Below are 18,946 nucleotides of genomic sequence, written 5' to 3' on the forward strand. Positions count from 1 at the left end.
ACGCGGCCAAGCTGCTAGAATCCATGCCCCCGCACTCCCCCTCCCACGACGCTACCCTCCGAGCACTGGATGGCCTGGGCTACCCCGGACAGCTACTTCGAGCAGATGGACCGCTGGCTCGAGATGGAGGGCGAGGCCGAACGCCAGCGGATGGCCGAGCGGCGCACGCGCCGCGGCGGCAACCCGGAGCGCACCGGCGAGACGATCGTCAACCTGCGGCTGGTCGACCACCGCACCGGACTCGCCGGGCGGTACCTGCTGAGCCTCGGCAAGCCCGCCGGAGAGCGGCTGCCGATGAACCGCCTGAAGGTCGGCTCGCCGATCGTCATCTCGGACGAGGATCGGCTCGACGCGGCCGGCGTGCCGGGCGTGGTCAGCAAGCGGACGCCCACCGACATCCAGGTGGCGGTCGAACAGTGGCCCGACGCCAAACGCCTGCGGCTGGACCTGTCGCCGGACGAGAAGACCCGCCTGCGGCAGGCGGCGGCGATGGCCCGGGCGCGGTCGGTCAACGGGTCGCAGGCCCGGCTGCGCGACGCGTTGCTCGGCCTGCACGAGCCGCGGTTCCACGAGGAGCGCCCGGTCGAGTTCGTGAGCCGCCTGAACGAGTCCCAACAGGAAGCCGTGCGTTTCGCCCTCTCCGCACGCGATGTGGCAATCGTGCACGGCCCGCCGGGCACGGGCAAGACCACCACGCTCACCGAGCTGATCGTGCAGGCGGTCGAGGACGGCGCCAAGGTGCTGGCGTGCGCCCCCAGCAACACCGCGGTGGACAACCTGCTAGAGCGGATCGCCCCGCATAGCCCGTCTGTGCTGCGGGTCGGCCACCCGGCGCGGGTGCTGGAGCAGCTCCGCAGCCACACGCTGGACGAGCTGGTTGAGGCCGACGAGGGGACCGCCATCGTGCAAGAGATCCTCCGCGAGGCGGAGCAGCTGATGCGGGGGGCTTCCAAGCCGTCGCGGTCGCACCGCGGCCACGCCTACCGCAGCGACCTGTACGCCGAGGCCAAGCGGCTCCGCCAGCAGGCGCGGCTGATGGAACGCCACATCATCCAGCAGATCCTCGACTCGGCCGACGTGATCTGCACCACACTCACGATCGACGAAGAGCTGCTCGGCGACCGGCGGTTCGACCTGGTCGTGATCGACGAGGCCTGCCAGTCCACCGAGCCCGCCCTGTGGCAGGCGGCGCTGCGTGCCGACCGTGTGGTGCTGGGGGGCGACCACTGCCAGCTCCCCCCCACCGTGCTGTCCAAGGAGGCCCAACGCGAGGGCTTTGGCGTCAGCCCGATGGAACGGCTGGTCAATCGCCTGGGCGGAGACGTGTTCCGGCGCCTGACTGTGCAGTATCGCATGAACGGCGCGCTCATGCGGTTCTCCAGCGACTACTTCTACGACGGCCAGCTGACCGCCGACGTCTCAGCCGCCGGTCGTCGACTCGCGGATATGCCGGGCGTCGATGCGCCGGACGACCAGCATCCGATCATCGAATTCTGGGATACCGCTGGCGCCAGCTGGGACGAGGAGCTCGAGCCCGACGGCGAGAGCAAACGCAACCCCCGCGAGGCCGACTGGGTCAAGCTCCAGGTCGAGCAGTTCCTGGCGGCCGGCGTCCATCCGGACCAGATCGCGGTGATCGCCCCCTACGCCGCGCAGGTGCGGCTGCTGCGCAACCGCTTGCCGATCGACGGACTGGAGATCGACACCGTCGACGGGTTCCAAGGCCGCGAGAAGGAAGTGGTCATCATCACCCTCGTGCGCAGCAACCGCACGGGCGAGATTGGCTTCCTGGCCGACGAACGCCGCACCAACGTAGCCCTCACCCGCGCCAAGCGGGCGTTGCGAGTGATCGGCGACAGCGCAACGCTTGGCGGCAACCCGTTCTACGCTCTCCTGCTCGAGTACTTCCAGCAGGAGGGCGAGTATCGGACCGTGTGGGAGCTGGACTCCATCGACTTCTAGCGTCCCACCTGGCGCCTTTCTCCCTGCACAAATGTTGGCGCCCGCGGAGTGTACCGGTTACCTTAGTAGTTTGGCCGGTAATCCCGGCACGCGACTCCTCCCTGGCCTCCGGCGGACCCCCACGCCGCCCGGTGAAGTACTACCCAGCCGATTGCGTTAGCCGCTCGCTCGCGGCTCAACGCGGGAGTTTATATGCGCCCGCTGCCCCGCCGCTCCGCCCCCCGCCGCGTTCCGACAAAGCTGCGTTTCGAAAAGCTCGAGGCCCGCACGGTCCTGTCCGGCGCGCCGGTGATAAGCGAATTTGTCGCGTCGAACGACGGCTCGCTGCTCGACGGCGACGGCGCCAGCAGCGACTGGATCGAGATCTACAACCCCACCAGCCAGGCGATCGACCTGGCGGGCTGGCACCTCACCGACCGGGCGGACAACCTCGACAAGTGGACGTTTCCCAATGCGCCCCAGTCGGTGCTAGGGCCGGGCGAGTACCTGATTGTGTTCGCGTCCAGCCAAGAAACCGAGACCTACATCGACCCGCTCGGCTACCTCCATACCGACTTCGCGCTCTCGGCGGGCGGCGAGTTCCTCGGTCTCACCGACCCGGCCGAGAATATCGTCTCGTCCTACGCGCCGACCTTCCCGCAGCAGCTGCCGGACGTGTCCTACGGGGTCGACACCCCTCGCGTCGACCTGACCGCCGGCAGCACGACCTCGGTGCTGGTCCCCTCGTCCGGCGTGCTCGACACGGGCGCCTCGCCGGTGTGGACCCAGGTTGGCTTCGATGACTCCGCCTGGTCACACAGCGTTAGCGGAACCGGCGCCGGGTTCGACTCCGGCTCGGGGCACACGGCCGGGCCGGCAAACGGCGTCGAGCTGGCGGACTTGGTGGGCGGGGACCTCACCGACCCAGAGGACGACGGCGTGTTGGCCGTGGAGTTTATCGGCGGCGCGTCGAGCAACTCCCCGACCGGCGAGGAACCGGCCAGGGCGCTCGACAACACCCGCTCGACCAAGTGGCTGGCGTTCGCCCCCGAGGGGACCTACTACGAGATCAATTTCCTCGATGGCCTGCCGCGGATCATCGACGGGTACACCATCACCTCCGCCAACGACGCCCCCGACCGCGACCCCTACAGCTGGACGCTCAGCGGCTCGAACGACGGCGTGACCTACCACCAGATCGACAGCCGCGACGCGCAGGACTTCGCCGACCGCTTCGAGACCCGGCAGTACGAGTTCGTCAACACCGCCGCCTACTCGCACTACCGGTTTGACTTCCAGACCGAGTACGGCGTCACCGGCGCCAACCAGCCGGTCGCGATCCAGATGGCGGAGATCGAGCTGCTCAGCTCCCAGGCGTTCAACTTCGACCAGCTGATCGACGTCGACGTGCAGGCCGATTGGGAGGCCAACCGCAGCAGCCTGTACCAGCGGGTCGCGTTCGATGTCGGTGACCCGGCGGCGCTGGGCGCATTGACTCTCGAGATGCAGTACAACGACGGCTTCGTCGCGTACCTCAACGGCGTGTTGGTCGCTTCGTCCAACAGCCCCGCCAATCCCACCTGGCAGTCGCAAGCCCTCGGCGAGCGGGACGACGCCGACGCGTTCACTCCGGAACGGTTCGACATCAGCGCGTTCCACCACCTGCTCAATGCGGGCGCGAACGTGCTGTCGGTCCATGCGCTGAACAACGACGACTTCAGCACCGAGCTGCTGTCGGCGCCTAGGCTGTTCGCGGCGCCGCTGACCATGGCCCCCGCCGAGGAGTACTACTTCGAAACCCCCACGCCGGGCGCGCCCAATGGCGAGGGCCGCTTCGGCTTCGTCGACGCCCCGACGTTCAGCGCCTCGCGGGGCTTCTACTCCGACGCCTTCGCGCTCGAGCTCGACTCGGGGCCGGACACGGCCATCTACTACACCACCAACGGCGACGCGCCCACGCCCGAGTCGGCGCCGCTCTACGTCGGCGCGATCCCCATCGATGGGACCACGGTGATCAAGGCGGCCGCGTTCCGCGACGGCTACTACAACTCGAGCATCCAGACGCACTCCTATATCTTCGTGAAGGACGTGGTGTCCCAGAGCTACTCGTCGACGCTGGCCGCAGGCTTCCCGACCAACTGGGGCGGCGTGTCGCCCGACTACGGCATGGACCCCGACGTGATCGGGTTGTTCAACAGCAGCGGGCAGTCGCTCGGCGGCGACCGGTTCCGGGGCCGGTACGCCGCGACGATCCAGGACGACCTGCTCGCCATCCCAACGATGTCGATCGTCATGGACGTCGACGACCTCTTCGGGCCCAACGGCATCTACACCAATTCCACCAACGGCGGCGTCGCTTACGAGCGGGCCACGTCGGTCGAGCTGATCCACCCCGACGGCGAAACCGGCTTCCAGGTCGACGCCGGCATCCGCATCCAGGGCGGCGCCTTCCGCCGGCACGACCTCAGCAAGAAGCACTCGCTGCGTCTGCTGTTCAAGGACGAATACGGCCCGACCAAACTTGACTACCCGCTGTTCGGCCCCGACGCGGTCGACAGCTTCGACACCGTCACCCTCCGCATGGAGTCCAACGACGGCTACGCGTGGGACGGCGCCGGGGACCAGCCGCAGTACGCCCGCGACGCGTTCGGCAGCCGCTCGCAGGCGGCCCTGGGGCAGGTCGCGCCCCACGGCAACCGCGTCCACCTGTACATCAACGGCGTGTACTGGGGCGTGTACAACCCCAACGAACGGCCGGACGCGTCGTTTGCCGCGATGTACTACGGCGGCGACAAGGACGACTGGGACGCCATCAACGACGGCTCGCCCGTCGACGGCGACCTCGACGCCTGGAACACCATGCTCGGCCTGGCCCGCGCCGCGGGCCCCGCCGCCGCCAACGCCACGCAGCGGGCCGCCAACTACCAGCGGCTGCAGGGCAACAACCCGGACGGGACCAACAACCCGTCCTACGAGGACTACCTGGACGTCGAGAACTACATCGACTACCTCCTGGTCAACTTCTACATGGGCAACGTCGACTGGCCGCACCGCAACTGGTACGCCGGCCGCGAGCGCGGCCCCGACAGCACCGGCTTCAAGTTCCACATGTGGGACGCCGAGTCCACGCTCAACCTGTTCGGGTCGAACGTCAACACCAACCGACTGGGCGCCGATGTCGAGGCGGCCCAGGCGTACGACTACCTCCGCGACAACGAGGACTTCCGACTCGAGTTCGCCGACCGCGCCCACCGGGCCCTGTTCAACGGCGGCGCCCTCACCCCCGCGGAGGCCATCTCCCGCTACGAGGGCGTGCTCGCCGAGATGCAGCAAGCTATTGTCGCCGAGAGCGCCCGCTGGGGCGACATGCACCGCTCGACGCCGCTCACCAAGGCCGACTGGGTAGCCGAGAGCCAGTCTGTCATCGACACGTTCCTCGCCGGCCGCACCGACGTGTTCATCAACCAGCTGCGGGCCGTGGGCCTGTACCCGTCGGTCGACGCGCCGGTGTACAGCCAGCACGGCGGCGCCATCCCGACCACCGGCTTCCAGCTCGGCATGTCGAGCACCACGGGCGTCATCTACTACACGCTAAACGGAGCCGACCCGCGTGGCACGAACGGCCAACCAATCGGCAACCAGTACTGCGGCCCGGTGGTGGTCACGCCCGGCACGACCATGCTGAGCCGGACGTACCTCAACGGCGCGTGGTCGGCCCTCAACGAGGCCACGTTCGAGGCGATCGCGCTGCCAGGCGACTACAACAACGACTCGGTCGTCGACCAGGCGGACTACGCAGTGTGGCGCGCCGACTACGGCAAGTCCGCTTCGCCCGCCGACGGCAACCAGGACGGCCGGGTCGACGCGGCCGACTACACCCTCTGGCGGGACAACCTGGGCGCCTCGGCGGTCGTCGCCGCTCCCGCGCCCGCGGACCTGCCGGTAGCCGCTCAATCGCCCGCCGAGGAGCCCTCCGCAAGCCCAACCGGTCGGCCCATGCAGGGGCTAACCGGGCCCGACACGGAGCGCCTCGCGGCACAACCTGCGAGCACACTGCTGCCCGCGACCCTCGCGGCCCCCGCCGTCAACGATGACGCCCTGTTGCTGCTCCTGGTCGATGCCGAACCTGCCCCGGCGGCCAAGCCGGAGGCGTCCCCGCTCGCCGAATCTGTCACCGCCGCCCGTGCCGCCGAAGACGCCTTCGCGTCGCTGGCCGACCGGTCGTGGCGGCCGACGGTGCGTCGGGCGGCGTTCTAGGACTGTGCCTTACTGCTCGAGCCGGAACCCGTCCGGCAGCAAGCCGGCGACCGTGTGCTGCTGTGGCGGGGCCTGCTTGTCGGTCGCGGCGACCACCACCGGAAAGTCCCCGAACTCGAACATGAACTGCCGGCAAGCGCCGCAGGGGGTCCCACCGTCGCGCGTCGCGACCGCGATCGCGTCAAAGTCGCCCGGCTTGGCGCCGGCCGCCACCGCCGACGCCACGGCCGTCCGCTCGGCGCACAGGGTGAGTCCGTACGACGCGTTCTCGACGTTCACCCCGGTGAACACCCGCCCGTCCGACAGCCGCACCGCGGCGCCGACCAGGTACCCCGAGTGCGGCGCGTAGGCGTTCTGCCGCGCCGCGGCGGCCTGCTCGACCAGGAGCTGCAGATCGTCGGTCAGCGGTTTATCGGACATGCGAGGGCTTCTTCCATCAGTAGTTTGCCTGAGGTCTACGCTAGCTGACGCGGTCGGCGATCAGCGGCGGCGGCGTGACCGTTTGGTCGCCAACGGCGATCGCCTGCCGGACCATCGCCGCCGCGGCGTCGCGGTGCTGGTCGCGGGCGTAGAGCGTCGCGAGCGGCTGGCCGACCTCGACCTGGTCGCCGATGCGGACCTGCATGCCGATGCCGACGCCGTGGTCGATAGGGTCGCCCAGCTGCTTGCGGCCCCCGCCCATCTCGATGACCGCCCAGCCGAGCTGCTCGGTGTCGATCGCGCCGACCACGCCGGCCTGCCCGGCCGGCACCTCGGACGCGTCCGCCAGCGGCCGCGCCGCGTCGAGGTCGCCTCCCTGGGCCCGCACCATCTGGGCGAACTTCTCCAGGGCAGCGCCGCTGTCGATTGCTTTGGTCATCTGGGCCAGCCCGTCGTGGGTGTCGGCCGCCACGCCCGCTAGCACCAGCGCCTGAGCGCCAAGCTCGAGTGTGACCTCGCGGAGGTCGGCGGGGCCGCCCCCTTCCAGGCACGCGACCGATTCGTCCACCTCTACCGCGTTGCCGGCCAGGCGGCCGAGCGGCTGGTTCATGTCCGTAATCAAGGCCGAGGTCGCCACGCCCATCCGCTTGCCCGTGTCGACCAGCGACCGGGCCAACGCCTGGGCTTCGGGCAGCGACTTCATGAACGCCCCGCTGCCGTGCTTCACGTCCAGCACCAGCGCGTCCAGCCCCTCGGCCAGCTTCTTGCTCATGATGCTGGCGGTGATCAGCGGGATGCAGGGCACCGTGGCGGTCACGTCACGCAGCGCGTACAGCTTGCGGTCGGCGGGCACCAGCTTGGCCGACGCGCTGCTGATCACGCAGCCGACCTCGTCGGCTGCCTGCTGCATCTCTTCGATCGAAAGGTCGGTGCGGTAGCCGGGGATCGCCTCGAGCTTGTCGAGCGTGCCGCCGGTGGCGCCCAGCCCGCGGCCAGAGATCATCGGCACCCGCACACCGCAGCAGGCGAGCGCCGCGGCCAGCGGCAGCGACACCTTGTCGCCGATGCCGCCGGACGAATGCTTGTCGACCCGGGGCGGGCCGGGCGTGTGCTCCAGCACCTCGCCGGAGTTGAGCATCGCCTCGGTCAGGGCGGCGATCTCCGCGGTGGACATGCCCCGCAGGAAAACAGCCATCGCCCAGGCGGACATCTGGTAGTCGGGCACGTCGCCCGACACGTAGCCGGCGATCAGCTCGCCGATCTCAGTATCGGTCAGCTCGCCGCCGTCGCGTTTCTTGGTGATCAGCCGGGCTGCGTTCATTGAATCCTTCAAAACGAGCTGCGGGAACCTACCGCCTGGAGTAACTAACCATCGGCCCGATCACGCGGCGAGGTTAGCCGCCGACGCCGGCCCAGGCGCTCCCAGGTATACCACCGCAGGGGGGCGTTTGCTAAGAAGGCGCCTCGCCGCGACCGACACGGTAATCTTGAGTCAGGGGCGGGATTCTCCAGGCCAGGCTCTCGCCCAGGGGCCCGCGAGAGCGGCCCAGTGAACCACGTTCCAACGCGATGAGCGGCAGGGTTTTGTCCGATTCGTTTTGTCCAAAAACACGAGCGAAGGGGACAAAACTCGGGGCGTACTGCCGCCCAGTCTGCTCGTAAGTGCTTTAAAAACAATCGGTTACCACGATCGACCACGGACGAGGTCGCGCGGGTTTTGTCCGTTTTTGACCGCGCGGAGGGGACGACTTCTCCCTCGAACGCCCTGCTGCCAGCGTGCTGCTCCCACCACCGCCTCAGGCCGAATGTGCACGCACGTACACACCTCTATTGGATCGCGCGGGCCGGCCGTTTTCCACGACAATCCGCGGACAACTGCAGCTAAGAATGGTTCAGCCGGCTGACCGGATGACCGCAGTCACCATCGCCAGCAGCTTGCCGGACGCGCTGTTCGCCGCGTCGACCACCTCCTGGCCGCTGGTCTCGCCGAGGGCGTCGGGCGAGCAGACGTTGGTGATCGTCGAGATGCCCAGCACCCGCATGCCTAGGTGCCGCGCGGCGATCACCTCCGGCACGGTCGACATGCCGGCCGCGCTGGCGCCCAGCCCGCGGAGCATGCGGTACTCGGCGCGGGTCTCGTAGGTGGGGCCGAGCATGCCGGCGTACACGCCCACGTGGCAGGCGAAATTGCCCAGCCGCGCGGCCTCCAGCGCCGTCTCGCCGTAGTGCGGGTCGAAGGGCCGCGACATGTCCGGGAAGCGGGGGCCGAGCGTGTCGTCGTTCGGGCCGACCAGCGGGTTGCGGAACATCAGGTTGATCTGGTCCTCGATGACCATCGGGTCGCCCACCCGCATCAGCGGGTGCAGCCCGCCCGCCGCGTTGGTGACCGCCAGCGACCGGGCGCCCAGCGCGTGCATCACGCGGATCGGCAGCGCCGTCTGTTGGGGCGACCAGCCCTCGTACAGGTGGAAGCGGCCCTGCATGACCGCCACGCGCCGCCCCTGCAGCTCGCCGAGCAGCAGCCGGCCGGCGTGCCCCACGGCGGTCGATCGCGGGAAGTGCGGCAGCTCCTCGTAGGCGAACTCCGCGCGGACCTTCACCTCGTCGGCCAGCGGGCCGAGGCCGGAGCCGAGCACGATGGCCCACTCGGGCGCAAGGTCGCACCGCTGGCGGATGGCGTCCGCGGCGGTCTGGGCGGCGTCGGCGGGCAGGGTCATTGCTTCGCGGCGTCGTGGCTGATGATGCCCCGCACCAGCGAGCGGAGCTTCGGCTCGGCGCCGTTGGCGGTGGCGATGATCTGCTCGACGTTGGCCTCTTCTAGCGCGTCGGGCAGGCAGAGGTCGGTGATCACCGACACGCCAAACGTCCGCAGCCCGCAGTGCACTGCGACGATCACCTCGGGCACGGTCGACATGCCGACCACGTCGGCGCCCATCTGGCGGAGCATGCGGTACTCGGCGCGGGTCTCCAGGTTGGGGCCGGTCACGGCCACCACCACGCCCTTGTGCGCGACGAAGTCCTCCCTGCGGGCGATGCCGAGGCCGACCTCGATCAGCTCCGGGTCGTAGGGGCGCGACATGTCCGGGAACCGCGGGCCGAGCCGGTCGTCGTTCACGCCCACCAGCGGGTTGTCGCCCATCAGGTTGATGTGGTCGTCGATGATCATCAGGTCGCCCAGGGCGTAGTTGGGGTTCATGCCGCCAACCGCCTGCGAGACCACCATCAGCTCGGCGCCCATGGCCTTCATCACGCGGACCGGCAGCGTGATCTGCTTGAGCGGGTAGCCCTCGTACTGGTGGAAGCGGCCCTCCATGGCCATGACCGGGACGCCGTCCAGCTTGCCGCAGACCAGGCGGCCGCGGTGGCTGATGGCGGTGGACGTCGGGAAGTGCGGGATGTCCGGGTAGTCGATCGAGGCCTCGACCTCGATCTGCTCGGCCAGGCTGCCCAGCCCGGTGCCGAGGATGATGCCGGCGTGCGGCGTGGCGTCCCACGCGGCGCGGATCGCGGCGACCGCTTCTTCAATCTGTCCGTAGAGTTCGAGCATTGGAAGTGGCTAGGTAGAAGCTCTCGTAAGTTAGGAGCCGGAGGGCGTAAGCCCCCGGAGAAGTCGGGGCAAACGCCCCGCGCTAAGGTGCCATTAGTAGTCGGCCTTGTTCTCTGCGCCGGCGGCGATCGCCTCGGTGCCGCTGGTGCCCAGCCGCGTCGCGCCCAGCGCGACCAGCTTGACGGCGTCCTCGTAGCTGCGGATGCCGCCGGAGGCCTTGACCTGCACCTTGTCGGAGCAGGCGGCCCGCATCAGGCGGATGTCGTACTCGGTGGCGCCGGTCGACTGGAGCGCGCCGGAGTCGTCCTTGACGAAGCCGAAACCGGTGGAGGTTTTGACGAACGCCGCGCCCGCCTGCTCCGACAGCTCGCACAGCTTCTGCTTGGTGGCGTCGTCGGGCAGCAGGCCGGTCTCGAAGATCACCTTGGTGATGGTCCCGGCCTGGCGGGCCACGTCGACCACCGCCTTGATGTCCGCCAGCACGTAATCCCAGTCGCCCGCGAGCGCCTTGCCGACGTTCACAACCATGTCGACCTCGACAGCGCCCTGCTGGCAGGCCTCGAGGGTCTCGGTCGCCTTGGCCTTGGTGGTGGTCCCGCCGTGGGGAAAGCCGATCACCGTGCTGACCTTCACGGCCGAGCCCTTGAGCAGCTCGGCGGCCAGCGGCACGTGCGACGGCTTCACGCAGATGCTGGCCACGCCGACGCGGTCGCACAGCTCGCACGCGGCCCGCACGTCGTCGTCGGTCTGCGTGGGGTGCAGCACCGCGTGGTCGATCAACGAAACGATAGGCTTGGACATCATGCGCATCCCGTGCGGACCCTCGAGCGGCCGGCACGAACCGCCGGCGAGCGACCGATGCTACCCGGCGACGCCCCGCCTCACAACCTGCCGGCGCCGCGGGCCATCTACTCCTTGGCGGGCAGCAGCAGGTCAACCACCACCGGGTAGTGGTCGGAGGTCTCCAGCCCCACCACGTGCGCGATAAACGCCCGCTTCACGTGCGGCTTGAGCTCGACGGGCAGCAGGATGTGGTCGATCATCGTGAACACGTCCTGCGGGTCGGCGGCGCCGTTCTCGTTCCAATCCCAGTGCGAGGTGTAGCGGTCCGCCTGGTTGGGCATGAACTCGGCCGCGTTGAACAGCTCCGGCCCGTCGTGGTCGGGGTCAAAGTCCTTGAGCATCGGCAGCACCTCGGTCACCGTGTCGCGGGTGTCGTCGCGGTCCGGGACGTCGGGGTCGTAGTCGTTCAGGTCGCCCAGCACCACCGGCAGGTAGCCGCGGCGGGTCACCTCGCCATTGAGCACCCGCTGTGCGACCTTCGCCTGCGCGGTCCGCTGCGCGTTGGAGTACTCGTCCGACGGGTTCGACTTGAGGTGTAGCCCCAGGAACCCAAGGCGGTAGCCGCTGACTTCGATGAAGTAGCCCGAGTTGCGTGACAAAGAGGCCGTGAACGACCGTTCCTTGCCATCGTAGTCCGGCGCCCGGTAGCTCTGCCGGAAGGTAGGGTCATCGCCCCCGGAGAAGTAGGTGCGGATCTTCTCGCCGTCGACCTCGTCGGGCGGGAACTTGGTGATGACCGCCACGTCCATCCCGGTGAAGGTGTCGTTCGACTCGATGTGGTAGCCGGTGTACTCGGTCAGGCCCTTGGCGTGCAGCCGCGCGACGATCTCGTCGACAACCTCCTTGGAGGTCGCCTCGACCAGGTTCAGGATGTCCGGGTTGAGCACCTCGATGATGTCCGCCGCGCGGTCTAGGTGCCGCCCGCGGGCGTAGTCGAACCGGTACTTCTGCAGCTGCCCCGCACGCACGCCAGGGGCGGTCAGGATCTCGACGTTGAAGGTCATGATCCGCAGCGGGGTTGCCTCATCAGCGGCGCACACGCCCGGGATCAATAGCAGGACAAGCAGCACAAGTCGGGTCATGGCAGGCGGGCTTCGCGGGAGACGTCGGGCGGGCGCGGTCCGTCGCGGACAGCCCGTCATGATAGCCCAAATCCTGCTAGCAGCGGAGCATCGCCCCCGGCCGCCGCGCAAACTGCGGGCAACTGCAGGCCCGGCGCTAGAGGCCGACCGCCAACTCGCCGCCCGCCATCGTCAGCAGCGAGATGAACGCGTCGGGGTCAATGCCCTCGGTGTGGAACCGCACCGAGCCGTCCAAGAACGCGATGTTCACCCCAGCCGTGTGCGTGCTGAACGGGCGGTATCGGTTGGTGCAGTTAATGATCTGGCGGTCGCCGCAGTAGAACTGCAGCGTGGCGACCGTGGACTGGCTGGCCCAGCGGAACTCGTTGTTGGCCGACGAGTTCTCGCCCAGGCTTCCATTGATGGTCAGGATCTCCGGCTTGCCGACCGACTCCACGTACATCATGGTCTTGGACATGCCGTCCTTAACCCGCGCGGCCTTCACGCGGCGGCGCGGGTTAACCCCCGCGGCCTGCATGTCGGTCGGCGGCGTTTGGTCGTAGAGGTCGATCTGCATGGCGCCGTCCCACAGGCGGTCGTAGTTGCCGGCGCCGCCACGGGCGTCGACCAGCCCGGCGGCGATGAGCTGCTTGATCGACCCGCCGGCCGGGTCGTACTTGGTGTTGGGGCTCTTGGACGCCACCTCCACGCGGTCCATGGCCAGGTAGTCGGCGATGTGGAAGCGTTCACGGCTCGCCGACCCGGACGGGCAGATCAGGATCCCGCCGAGCTGCTGCTTGGTGTGGGTCTCGTTGTTGGTGGGGTTCGTGTTGTTCCAGTCCCACGCGTAGTCGATCTTGGCGAAGGTCGCCCCCTGCTCGAAGTAGGGCAGGATCATCGAGAACCCGTTGTGCCGCGCGAGCGGCGGCGGCTGGGTGGTGCTGGTCCACTTCTCTTCACGGTCGGTCGCCGCGGGCGGGAGGGTGCGGAAGCTCGTCTCGTAGTTCAGCCCCGCCAGCGCAAGGTTCTTAAGGTTGCTCTGGCAGTTCATCCGGCGGGCCGACTCGCGGGCCGCTTGCACGGCCGGCAGCAGCAGCGCGATCAGGATGCCGATGATCGCCACCACGACCAGCAGCTCGACCAGCGTAAAGGCCGCGGGCGCGGCGGTTTGGACGCGGGCGCGCATCGGACAGCTCCCCCAGAGAAGACGTTGAGCGCCCGACCAATTGGCCGGACGCCGAACCGCGGGTGGTGGGGAGTCCTGTCCCGCAGGCGGTGGGCCACGATACGGCCAACCGCTGCCACAGGCCCGAGCCTAGTTGGCGTCGGGTTGGGTCTCAAGAACTTTTTTGCACATTCCCGAAATCGACCGGCGCCCGGACCGCCCGCCGGTCGGAGGCAGCCCTAGTACTGGAAGTGCTTGATTTCTTCGCCCTGCTCCTCGATCTGGTGCAGGGACTCGATCCCCACGTCCAGGTGCACGTCGGACCAGTCGCGGGTGACCTTGGCGTCGCTGGCGGAGGATTTGATCCCCTCGGGCGTCATCGGCAGGTCGGACACCAGCAGCAGGGCGCCACGGGCGATCTGGTTGGCGTGGCCAACGAGGAAGATGGTGGCTGTCTCCATGTCGATGGCGATCGGCGTGTACTGCTTCAGGTTCTCCCGGAAGTCGGAGTCGTGCTCCCAGACGCGTCGGTTGGTGGTGTAGATGACCCCGGTCCGGTACTCCAGGCCCCGCGTGACGAGCTTCTCCGACACGAACTTGTGCAGCTTGAACGACGGCAACGCCGGCACCAGCGGCGGCAGGTAGTCGTCGCTCGTTCCCTCACCGCGGATCGCCCCGATCGGCAGAATAAAGTGGCCGATCTCGGTCGATTCCTTAAGGCCACCGCACTTCCCTAAGAACAGCACCGCGTTTGGCTCGATCGCCGTCAGCAGGTCCATGACGGTCGCCGCGTTGGGCGAGCCGATGCCGAAGTTGATGATCGTCAGCCCGTGTGTGTTGGTCGCCGCCTGCATGGGGCGGTCGTTGCCGTAGATCTGGCAGGAGAACCGCTCGGAGAACCTGCGGACATAGTTCCCGAAGTTGGTCAGCAGGATGTGCGTCCCAAACATTTCCAGCGGCATGCCCGTATAGCGGCTCAGCCAATCTTGAGCGATGTCGCGTTTCGTGACCATCCAACGGTTCCTGAGGGGACTTCCCGATCGGGGCACTTGTCCTTAAGTTGCTTTGCTACAATAAGTTAGGTCGCTGCGACCAAACTGGCAAGCGTAGTCCGGCGTTGGCGTTACTCGTGATGAGGGCTGGGGTTACATCTCTCGAAGGCCCAACCCCATCCATCCCCACCCCCATACTGAGTCGGCGGAGCGTTTCAAAATGCTATCGATCAATCGTCTCGGAATCGTCGCGTGCTGCCTGGTGGTGGGCCAACTGGCCGGCGAGGCGTTTGCCCAGCCGGGTGGCCGAGGGGGCCGGGGTGGCCCGGGCGGCCTCAACCGCGGGATGGGCGGCGTAGGAACGCTGCTGATGTCCGAAGCCGTGCAGCAGGAGGTCGGCCTGGACGCCATGCAGCTGGAGGAGCTGCGGACGGTGGGCGACAGCATCCGCGACGAAATGCGGGACCGGATGCGGGGTCGATTCCGAGATTTCCGCGACCTGAACGAAGAAGACCGGCAGGCCGCCATCGCAGAGATGCGGGCCGAAATGAACGAGGTGCAGGCCGAGGTCGAGGGCCGGATCCGCGGTGTGCTCAAACCCAGCCAGATGGAGCGTCTGAAGCAAATTGAGCTGCAGCAGCAGATGCAACGCGGCGGCGCCCAGGCGCTGACCCGGGGCTCGATCGCCGAGAAACTCGGCATCACGCCCGAGCAGCAGGAGCAGATGCGAGAGAAGGCGCAGGAAGAACAAGTGAAGCTGCAGCAGCAGATCCAGCAGCTTCAGCAGGAATCCCGCGAACGGGTGCTGTCGGTGCTGACCGAGGCCCAGCGGGCCCAGCTGAAGAAGCTGACCGGCGAGAAATTCGACATGCCCCAGCCCGATTTTGGCCAGCGTGGCGGTGATCGCCGCGGCCAGCGGGGCGGCGGCCAGCCCGGAGGCGACACGTCCGACGGTCGCCAGCCAGAGCTGGAGTGACCCCCCGCCTAGGCGGGCCGGTCCGCGTGGTTTGCGGCCGGACCGCGACTTGAAGATAATAGAAACCGCTTTACCCCAGCGGCCGGGCCGCCGTCCTCGTGACCGGCCGGACGTGTTGCCCCTCCCCCGTTGGCTCCCAACCCCGCCTGGCAGTCCCCTCCTATGGATACCGGAGACGTACTTCTCGACCACGGTCTGTTGACCAGCGACCAGCTACGAGAGCTGCGCGCCGGCGCCGACGACGACCGGCTCGACACCGCCGCGGTAAAGCGGGGCTGGCTGACGGAGGAGCAGGCGCTTGGCGCCCTGGGCGACCACCTTGGCTTCCAGTGCGTCGACCTGGAGAAGACCGACGTCGACCTGACGCTGCTCTCCAGCTTCCCGCAGCGGATGATCCACCGGCACGCGCTGTTCCCGGTGTCCCGCCACAACGGCTCGCTGGTCGTGGCGACCAGCAACCCGTTTGAGCTGTACGCCCTCGACGAGCTCAGCAGCCTGACCGGGTTGGCGGTCGAGCCGGTGCTCGCCCCCAGCAAGCAGATCAACGCCCGCATCAAGGCGCACCTGGGCGTCGGCAGCGAGACCGTCGACGGCCTGCTCGCCGCCCGCCAGGACGACGTGCAGCTCCTTGAGGACCTGGACGACGACGCCGAGCTGGACGAAGAGGCCCAAGAGGCCTCGGTCGTCCGCCTGGTCAACGAGATCCTGCTCGAGGCGATCGAGGCCCGCGCGAGCGACGTGCACATCGAGGCCCAGGCCGACGGCGTGCGGATCCGCTACCGCATCGACGGCATCCTGCACTCGCAGCCGGTGCCGCAGGAGATCAGCCACTTCCAGGCCGCCATCATCAGCCGCCTGAAGATCATGGCCCGGCTAAACATCGCGGAGAAACGCCTGCCGCAGGACGGCCGCATCAAGCTCCGCGTGCACGGCCGCGAGGTCGACGTGCGTGTGTCGGTCATCCCGATGCTGCACGGCGAGGGCATCGTGATGCGTATCCTCGACAAGGGGGGCGCCGAGTTCTCGCTCGAACGGCTCAACATGGAGCCCGACCTGGCCGCCCAGATCAACGAGCTGATCCGCCTGCCGCACGGCATCGTGCTGGTGACCGGCCCCACCGGCTCGGGTAAGACCACCACGCTGTACAGCGCGCTGACCGACATCTGTGACGAAGAGATCAAGATCATCACCACCGAGGACCCGGTGGAATACCAGCTGGCGGGCATCAACCAGATCCAGGTGCACCCCAAGATCGGGCTGACGTTCGCCGCCTCGCTGCGGTCCATCCTGCGTCACGACCCGGACGTGGTGCTGGTGGGCGAGATCCGCGACCACGAGACCGCCGAAAACGCCATCCAGGCGTCGCTGACCGGCCACCTCGTGTTCAGCACGCTGCACACCAACGACGCGCCCAGCGCCTACACGCGTCTGATCGACATGGGCGTCGAGCCGTTCCTGGTGGCCAGCACCATCGAGGCGGTCATGGCCCAGCGGCTGGTGCGGCGGCTCTGCCCCGCGTGCCGCGAGCCCTACGAGCCCGACCCCTCCGACCTGCCCAAGGACTTCCCGTGGGAGGCCTACAAGGAGGGCGGGCAGCCGATCTACCGCGCCAAGGGCTGCCGCGAGTGCGGCGAGATCGGCTTCGCCGGCCGGCAGGGCATCTTCGAGCTGTGCCGCACCACCGACGCGGTCCGCCAGCTCGCGCACGACCGGTCCAGCACCTGGGACATCCGCAAGGCGGCCCTGGCCGATGGCATGCGGACCCTCCGTGGTGACGCCTGGCTCAAGGTGTTCAAGGGGATCACCACGGTGGACGAGGTGCTGCGGGTCACGAAAGGGGACGTCGCCTAGCAAGAGGAGGAAGGCGATGGTGGGGACCCCGTTTCCACTCGTCGAGGAGCCGCTCCCCGCCTTCCCACCCTACGCCTTCGCCTTTCTATCATGCCCGACTTCGCCTACACCGCCCGCGACCTCACCGGCGCCCTCATCGAGGGGACGATGTCCGCTGGCAGCGAGCGCGAGGCGGTGGCGAACCTCTCGTCCAAAGAGCTGTTCCCGCTGACGGTCAAGGCGACCAGCAAGCAGGCGGCTGGCGAGCACATCAAGGTCAAGTCGAAGTTCGTCACGCCGTTCTATAGCCAGCTGGCGTCGCTGCTGCGGAGCGGCGTGCCGCTGCTGCGGTCGCTGCAGGTGATCGGCGACCAGGCTTCCAACCCGCAGTTCAAGCAGGTCATCAACGACATCACCGACCGCGTCGAGGACGGCGCCACGCTCGCCGAGGCGATGGCCCGCCACCCCCGCGCGTTCCCCGAGCTGGCCACCAGCATCGTGCGGGCCGGCGGCGAGGGCGGCTTCCTCGAAGACGCGCTGGACCGCGTGGCGGTGTTTACCGACCAGCAGGCCGAGCTCCGCAGCAAGGTGGTCGGCGCCATGGCCTACCCGATTATCCTGGCGGTGGTGGGCACGCTGGTGGTGAACGGCCTGATCATTTTTGTCGTGCCGTCGGTGCAGGGGCTGTTCGACCGCCTGAAGGAAAAGAACCAGCTGCCGGCGATTACCGAATGGCTGCTGTGGATCAGCGGTCTGATGACCAGCTACTGGGGTTTACTCGTCTTGGCGGCGCTGGTCGCCGGCGGCGTGGCGCTCGCACGTTGGTCGGCCACGCCGAACGGACGGGCCATGCTGGACCGCTGGCGGATCAAGCTGCCGATGGCCGGCTCGATCTACCTGAGCCTGGCGGTGGCGAGGTTCTGCCGCGTGCTGGGCACGCTGCTCAAGGGCGGCGTGCCGATTGTCCGCTCGCTTGACATCGCCGCCGACTCGACCGGCAACGTGGTGCTCTCGGAAGTCGTCCGCGACGCCGCCGACAACATCACGTCGGGCGAGGCGCTGGCAGAGCCGCTGGCCGCGAGCGGCCACTTCCCGCGCGACGTGTGCGAGATGATCGCGGTCGCCGAACAGTCCAACAACCTCGAAGTAGTGCTCGAGCAGATCAGCGACTCGCTCGAGAAATCGACCTGGCGGCGGATCGAGCTGTTCGTGAAGCTGCTGGAGCCGCTGCTGCTGCTCGTGATGGCGGCCGTGGTGCTGGTGGTGGTCATCGCGCTGCTGCTGCCAATTATCAAGATGAGCACGTCGGTCTAGCCCAGCGGGCGGCCGGCCTCAACCGAACCAGAGAATCCAAACCTACCCCAAGGAGTTTCCCAAGATGCAACGCAGTCCCCGCAGCCGCCGCCGAGCCGGCGCATTCACCCTGATCGAGGTCCTGCTGGTGCTGGTGATCCTGGTGGTCATCGGCTCGATCGCCGCGACGTCTTTCATGGGCGCACAAGAGGGCGCGAACAAGAACGCCGCCAAGTCGCAGGTCGACATGTTTGAGAACGCGATCAACCTGTACAAGTTCAACACCAAACACTTCCCGGAGAAGCTCGAGGACCTGCTCGAGAAGCCGAGCGACAAGACCCTCGCCGACCGCTGGGAGGGCCCGTACCTGACCAAGTCGGCCCTGCCGGTCGACCCGTGGGACAACCCCTACAAGTACAGCGCCGACGGCAAGAAGAACTCCGACAAGTTCGACGTGTGGTCGATGGGCCCCGACGGCGACGACCAGACCGACGACGACATCGGCAACTGGCCGGAGAAGTAGCGCCGGCGGCCGGCGGCCCGCCGGCCACACCAGACCCCGCGGCGGAGCCGTGGGTTAGCGGCAAGGACGCGCCCCCCTTAGCTCCCTTGCCCGCTGCT

Annotated in this window: 14 protein-coding genes; 6 read left to right on the forward strand and 8 right to left on the reverse strand. The window is 68.1% G+C overall.

The window, feature by feature from the left end; translation table 11 throughout:
* Positions 1-69 precede the first annotated feature (69 nt).
* Together KOR34_RS00110 and KOR34_RS00115 are read left to right on the forward strand one after the other, a co-directional pair.
* A complete protein-coding gene (locus KOR34_RS00110) occupies positions 70-1,962 on the forward strand; it encodes an AAA domain-containing protein (protein ID WP_146561076.1) in 1,893 nt (630 codons plus the stop codon).
* 192 nt (positions 1,963-2,154) lie between these two features.
* Positions 2,155-6,198 (forward strand): CotH kinase family protein, encoded by a 4,044-nt coding sequence (locus KOR34_RS00115; protein ID WP_146561078.1) that lies wholly within the window; start codon positions 2,155-2,157, stop codon positions 6,196-6,198.
* A 9-nt stretch (positions 6,199-6,207) separates the two neighbouring features.
* On the opposite strand, the gene cdd is transcribed toward KOR34_RS00115, so the two are convergent.
* The 8 genes from cdd to KOR34_RS00155 all read right to left on the reverse strand — a co-directional run bounded on the left by cdd (position 6,208) and on the right by KOR34_RS00155 (position 14,247).
* Entirely contained in the window at positions 6,208-6,618 is a 411-nt protein-coding gene (cdd, locus tag KOR34_RS00120) for a cytidine deaminase (protein ID WP_146561080.1), read from the reverse strand.
* Between the two features lie 40 nt (positions 6,619-6,658).
* A complete protein-coding gene (locus KOR34_RS00125; RefSeq protein ID WP_146561082.1) occupies positions 6,659-7,939 on the reverse strand; it encodes a thymidine phosphorylase in 1,281 nt (426 codons plus the stop codon).
* 571 nt (positions 7,940-8,510) lie between these two features.
* A complete protein-coding gene (locus KOR34_RS00130) occupies positions 8,511-9,335 on the reverse strand; it encodes a purine-nucleoside phosphorylase (RefSeq protein WP_146561084.1) in 825 nt (274 codons plus the stop codon).
* Positions 9,332-10,165, reverse strand: coding sequence for a purine-nucleoside phosphorylase (locus KOR34_RS00135; RefSeq protein ID WP_146561086.1), 834 nt, complete (start codon positions 10,163-10,165; stop codon positions 9,332-9,334). Before KOR34_RS00135 ends, KOR34_RS00130 begins: the two co-directional genes overlap by 4 nt.
* Before the next feature lie 93 nt (positions 10,166-10,258).
* Positions 10,259-10,966, reverse strand: a complete 708-nt coding sequence (deoC, locus tag KOR34_RS00140) for a deoxyribose-phosphate aldolase (protein WP_197531002.1) — start codon at positions 10,964-10,966, stop codon at positions 10,259-10,261.
* A 107-nt stretch (positions 10,967-11,073) separates the two neighbouring features.
* Positions 11,074-12,090 (reverse strand): endonuclease/exonuclease/phosphatase family protein, encoded by a 1,017-nt coding sequence (locus tag KOR34_RS00145; protein WP_146561091.1) that lies wholly within the window; start codon positions 12,088-12,090, stop codon positions 11,074-11,076.
* 136 nt (positions 12,091-12,226) lie between these two features.
* The gene (locus KOR34_RS00150) at positions 12,227-13,255 is read right to left on the reverse strand and encodes a DUF1559 family PulG-like putative transporter (protein ID WP_146561092.1); all 1,029 of its coding nucleotides are present in this window, start codon (positions 13,253-13,255) and stop codon (positions 12,227-12,229) included.
* 218 nt (positions 13,256-13,473) lie between these two features.
* Positions 13,474-14,247, reverse strand: coding sequence for an AMP nucleosidase (locus tag KOR34_RS00155; RefSeq protein WP_146561094.1), 774 nt, complete (start codon positions 14,245-14,247; stop codon positions 13,474-13,476).
* A gap of 199 nt (positions 14,248-14,446) precedes the next feature.
* On the opposite strand from KOR34_RS00155, the gene KOR34_RS00160 reads away from it, so the two are divergent.
* From KOR34_RS00160 to gspG, 4 genes are all read left to right on the forward strand, one after another.
* A complete protein-coding gene (locus KOR34_RS00160) occupies positions 14,447-15,202 on the forward strand; it encodes a hypothetical protein (RefSeq protein ID WP_146561096.1) in 756 nt (251 codons plus the stop codon).
* A 162-nt stretch (positions 15,203-15,364) separates the two neighbouring features.
* Positions 15,365-17,053, forward strand: coding sequence for a GspE/PulE family protein (locus KOR34_RS00165; RefSeq protein ID WP_146561097.1), 1,689 nt, complete (start codon positions 15,365-15,367; stop codon positions 17,051-17,053).
* Positions 17,054-17,143: 90 nt separating this feature from the next.
* Positions 17,144-18,346, forward strand: coding sequence for a type II secretion system F family protein (locus tag KOR34_RS00170; RefSeq protein ID WP_146561099.1), 1,203 nt, complete (start codon positions 17,144-17,146; stop codon positions 18,344-18,346).
* Positions 18,347-18,410: 64 nt separating this feature from the next.
* Positions 18,411-18,848, forward strand: coding sequence for a type II secretion system major pseudopilin GspG (gene gspG / locus KOR34_RS00175; RefSeq protein WP_146561100.1), 438 nt, complete (start codon positions 18,411-18,413; stop codon positions 18,846-18,848).
* Positions 18,849-18,946 lie beyond the last annotated feature (98 nt).

The organism is Posidoniimonas corsicana (assembly GCF_007859765.1).
Taxonomy (GTDB): Bacteria; Planctomycetota; Planctomycetia; order Pirellulales; family Lacipirellulaceae; genus Posidoniimonas; species Posidoniimonas corsicana.

Excerpts from the sequence above, each read along its gene's own strand:
- gspG (WP_146561100.1), top strand. The coding sequence starts at position 18,411 with ATGCAACGCAGTCCCCGCAGCCGCCGCCGAGCCGGCGCATTCACCCTG.
- deoC (WP_197531002.1), bottom strand. The coding sequence starts at position 10,966 with ATGTCCAAGCCTATCGTTTCGTTGATCGACCACGCGGTGCTGCACCCC.
- KOR34_RS00130 (WP_146561084.1), bottom strand. The coding sequence starts at position 9,335 with ATGACCCTGCCCGCCGACGCCGCCCAGACCGCCGCGGACGCCATCCGC.
- KOR34_RS00145 (WP_146561091.1), bottom strand. The coding sequence starts at position 12,090 with ATGACCCGACTTGTGCTGCTTGTCCTGCTATTGATCCCGGGCGTGTGC.
- KOR34_RS00160 (WP_146561096.1), top strand. The coding sequence starts at position 14,447 with ATGCTATCGATCAATCGTCTCGGAATCGTCGCGTGCTGCCTGGTGGTG.
- KOR34_RS00170 (WP_146561099.1), top strand. The coding sequence starts at position 17,144 with ATGCCCGACTTCGCCTACACCGCCCGCGACCTCACCGGCGCCCTCATC.
- KOR34_RS00125 (WP_146561082.1), bottom strand. The coding sequence starts at position 7,939 with ATGAACGCAGCCCGGCTGATCACCAAGAAACGCGACGGCGGCGAGCTG.
- KOR34_RS00115 (WP_146561078.1), top strand. The coding sequence starts at position 2,155 with ATGCGCCCGCTGCCCCGCCGCTCCGCCCCCCGCCGCGTTCCGACAAAG.
- KOR34_RS00165 (WP_146561097.1), top strand. The coding sequence starts at position 15,365 with ATGGATACCGGAGACGTACTTCTCGACCACGGTCTGTTGACCAGCGAC.
- KOR34_RS00135 (WP_146561086.1), bottom strand. The coding sequence starts at position 10,165 with ATGCTCGAACTCTACGGACAGATTGAAGAAGCGGTCGCCGCGATCCGC.
- cdd (WP_146561080.1), bottom strand. The coding sequence starts at position 6,618 with ATGTCCGATAAACCGCTGACCGACGATCTGCAGCTCCTGGTCGAGCAG.
- KOR34_RS00110 (WP_146561076.1), top strand. The coding sequence starts at position 70 with ATGGCCTGGGCTACCCCGGACAGCTACTTCGAGCAGATGGACCGCTGG.
- KOR34_RS00155 (WP_146561094.1), bottom strand. The coding sequence starts at position 14,247 with ATGGTCACGAAACGCGACATCGCTCAAGATTGGCTGAGCCGCTATACG.
- KOR34_RS00150 (WP_146561092.1), bottom strand. The coding sequence starts at position 13,255 with ATGCGCGCCCGCGTCCAAACCGCCGCGCCCGCGGCCTTTACGCTGGTC.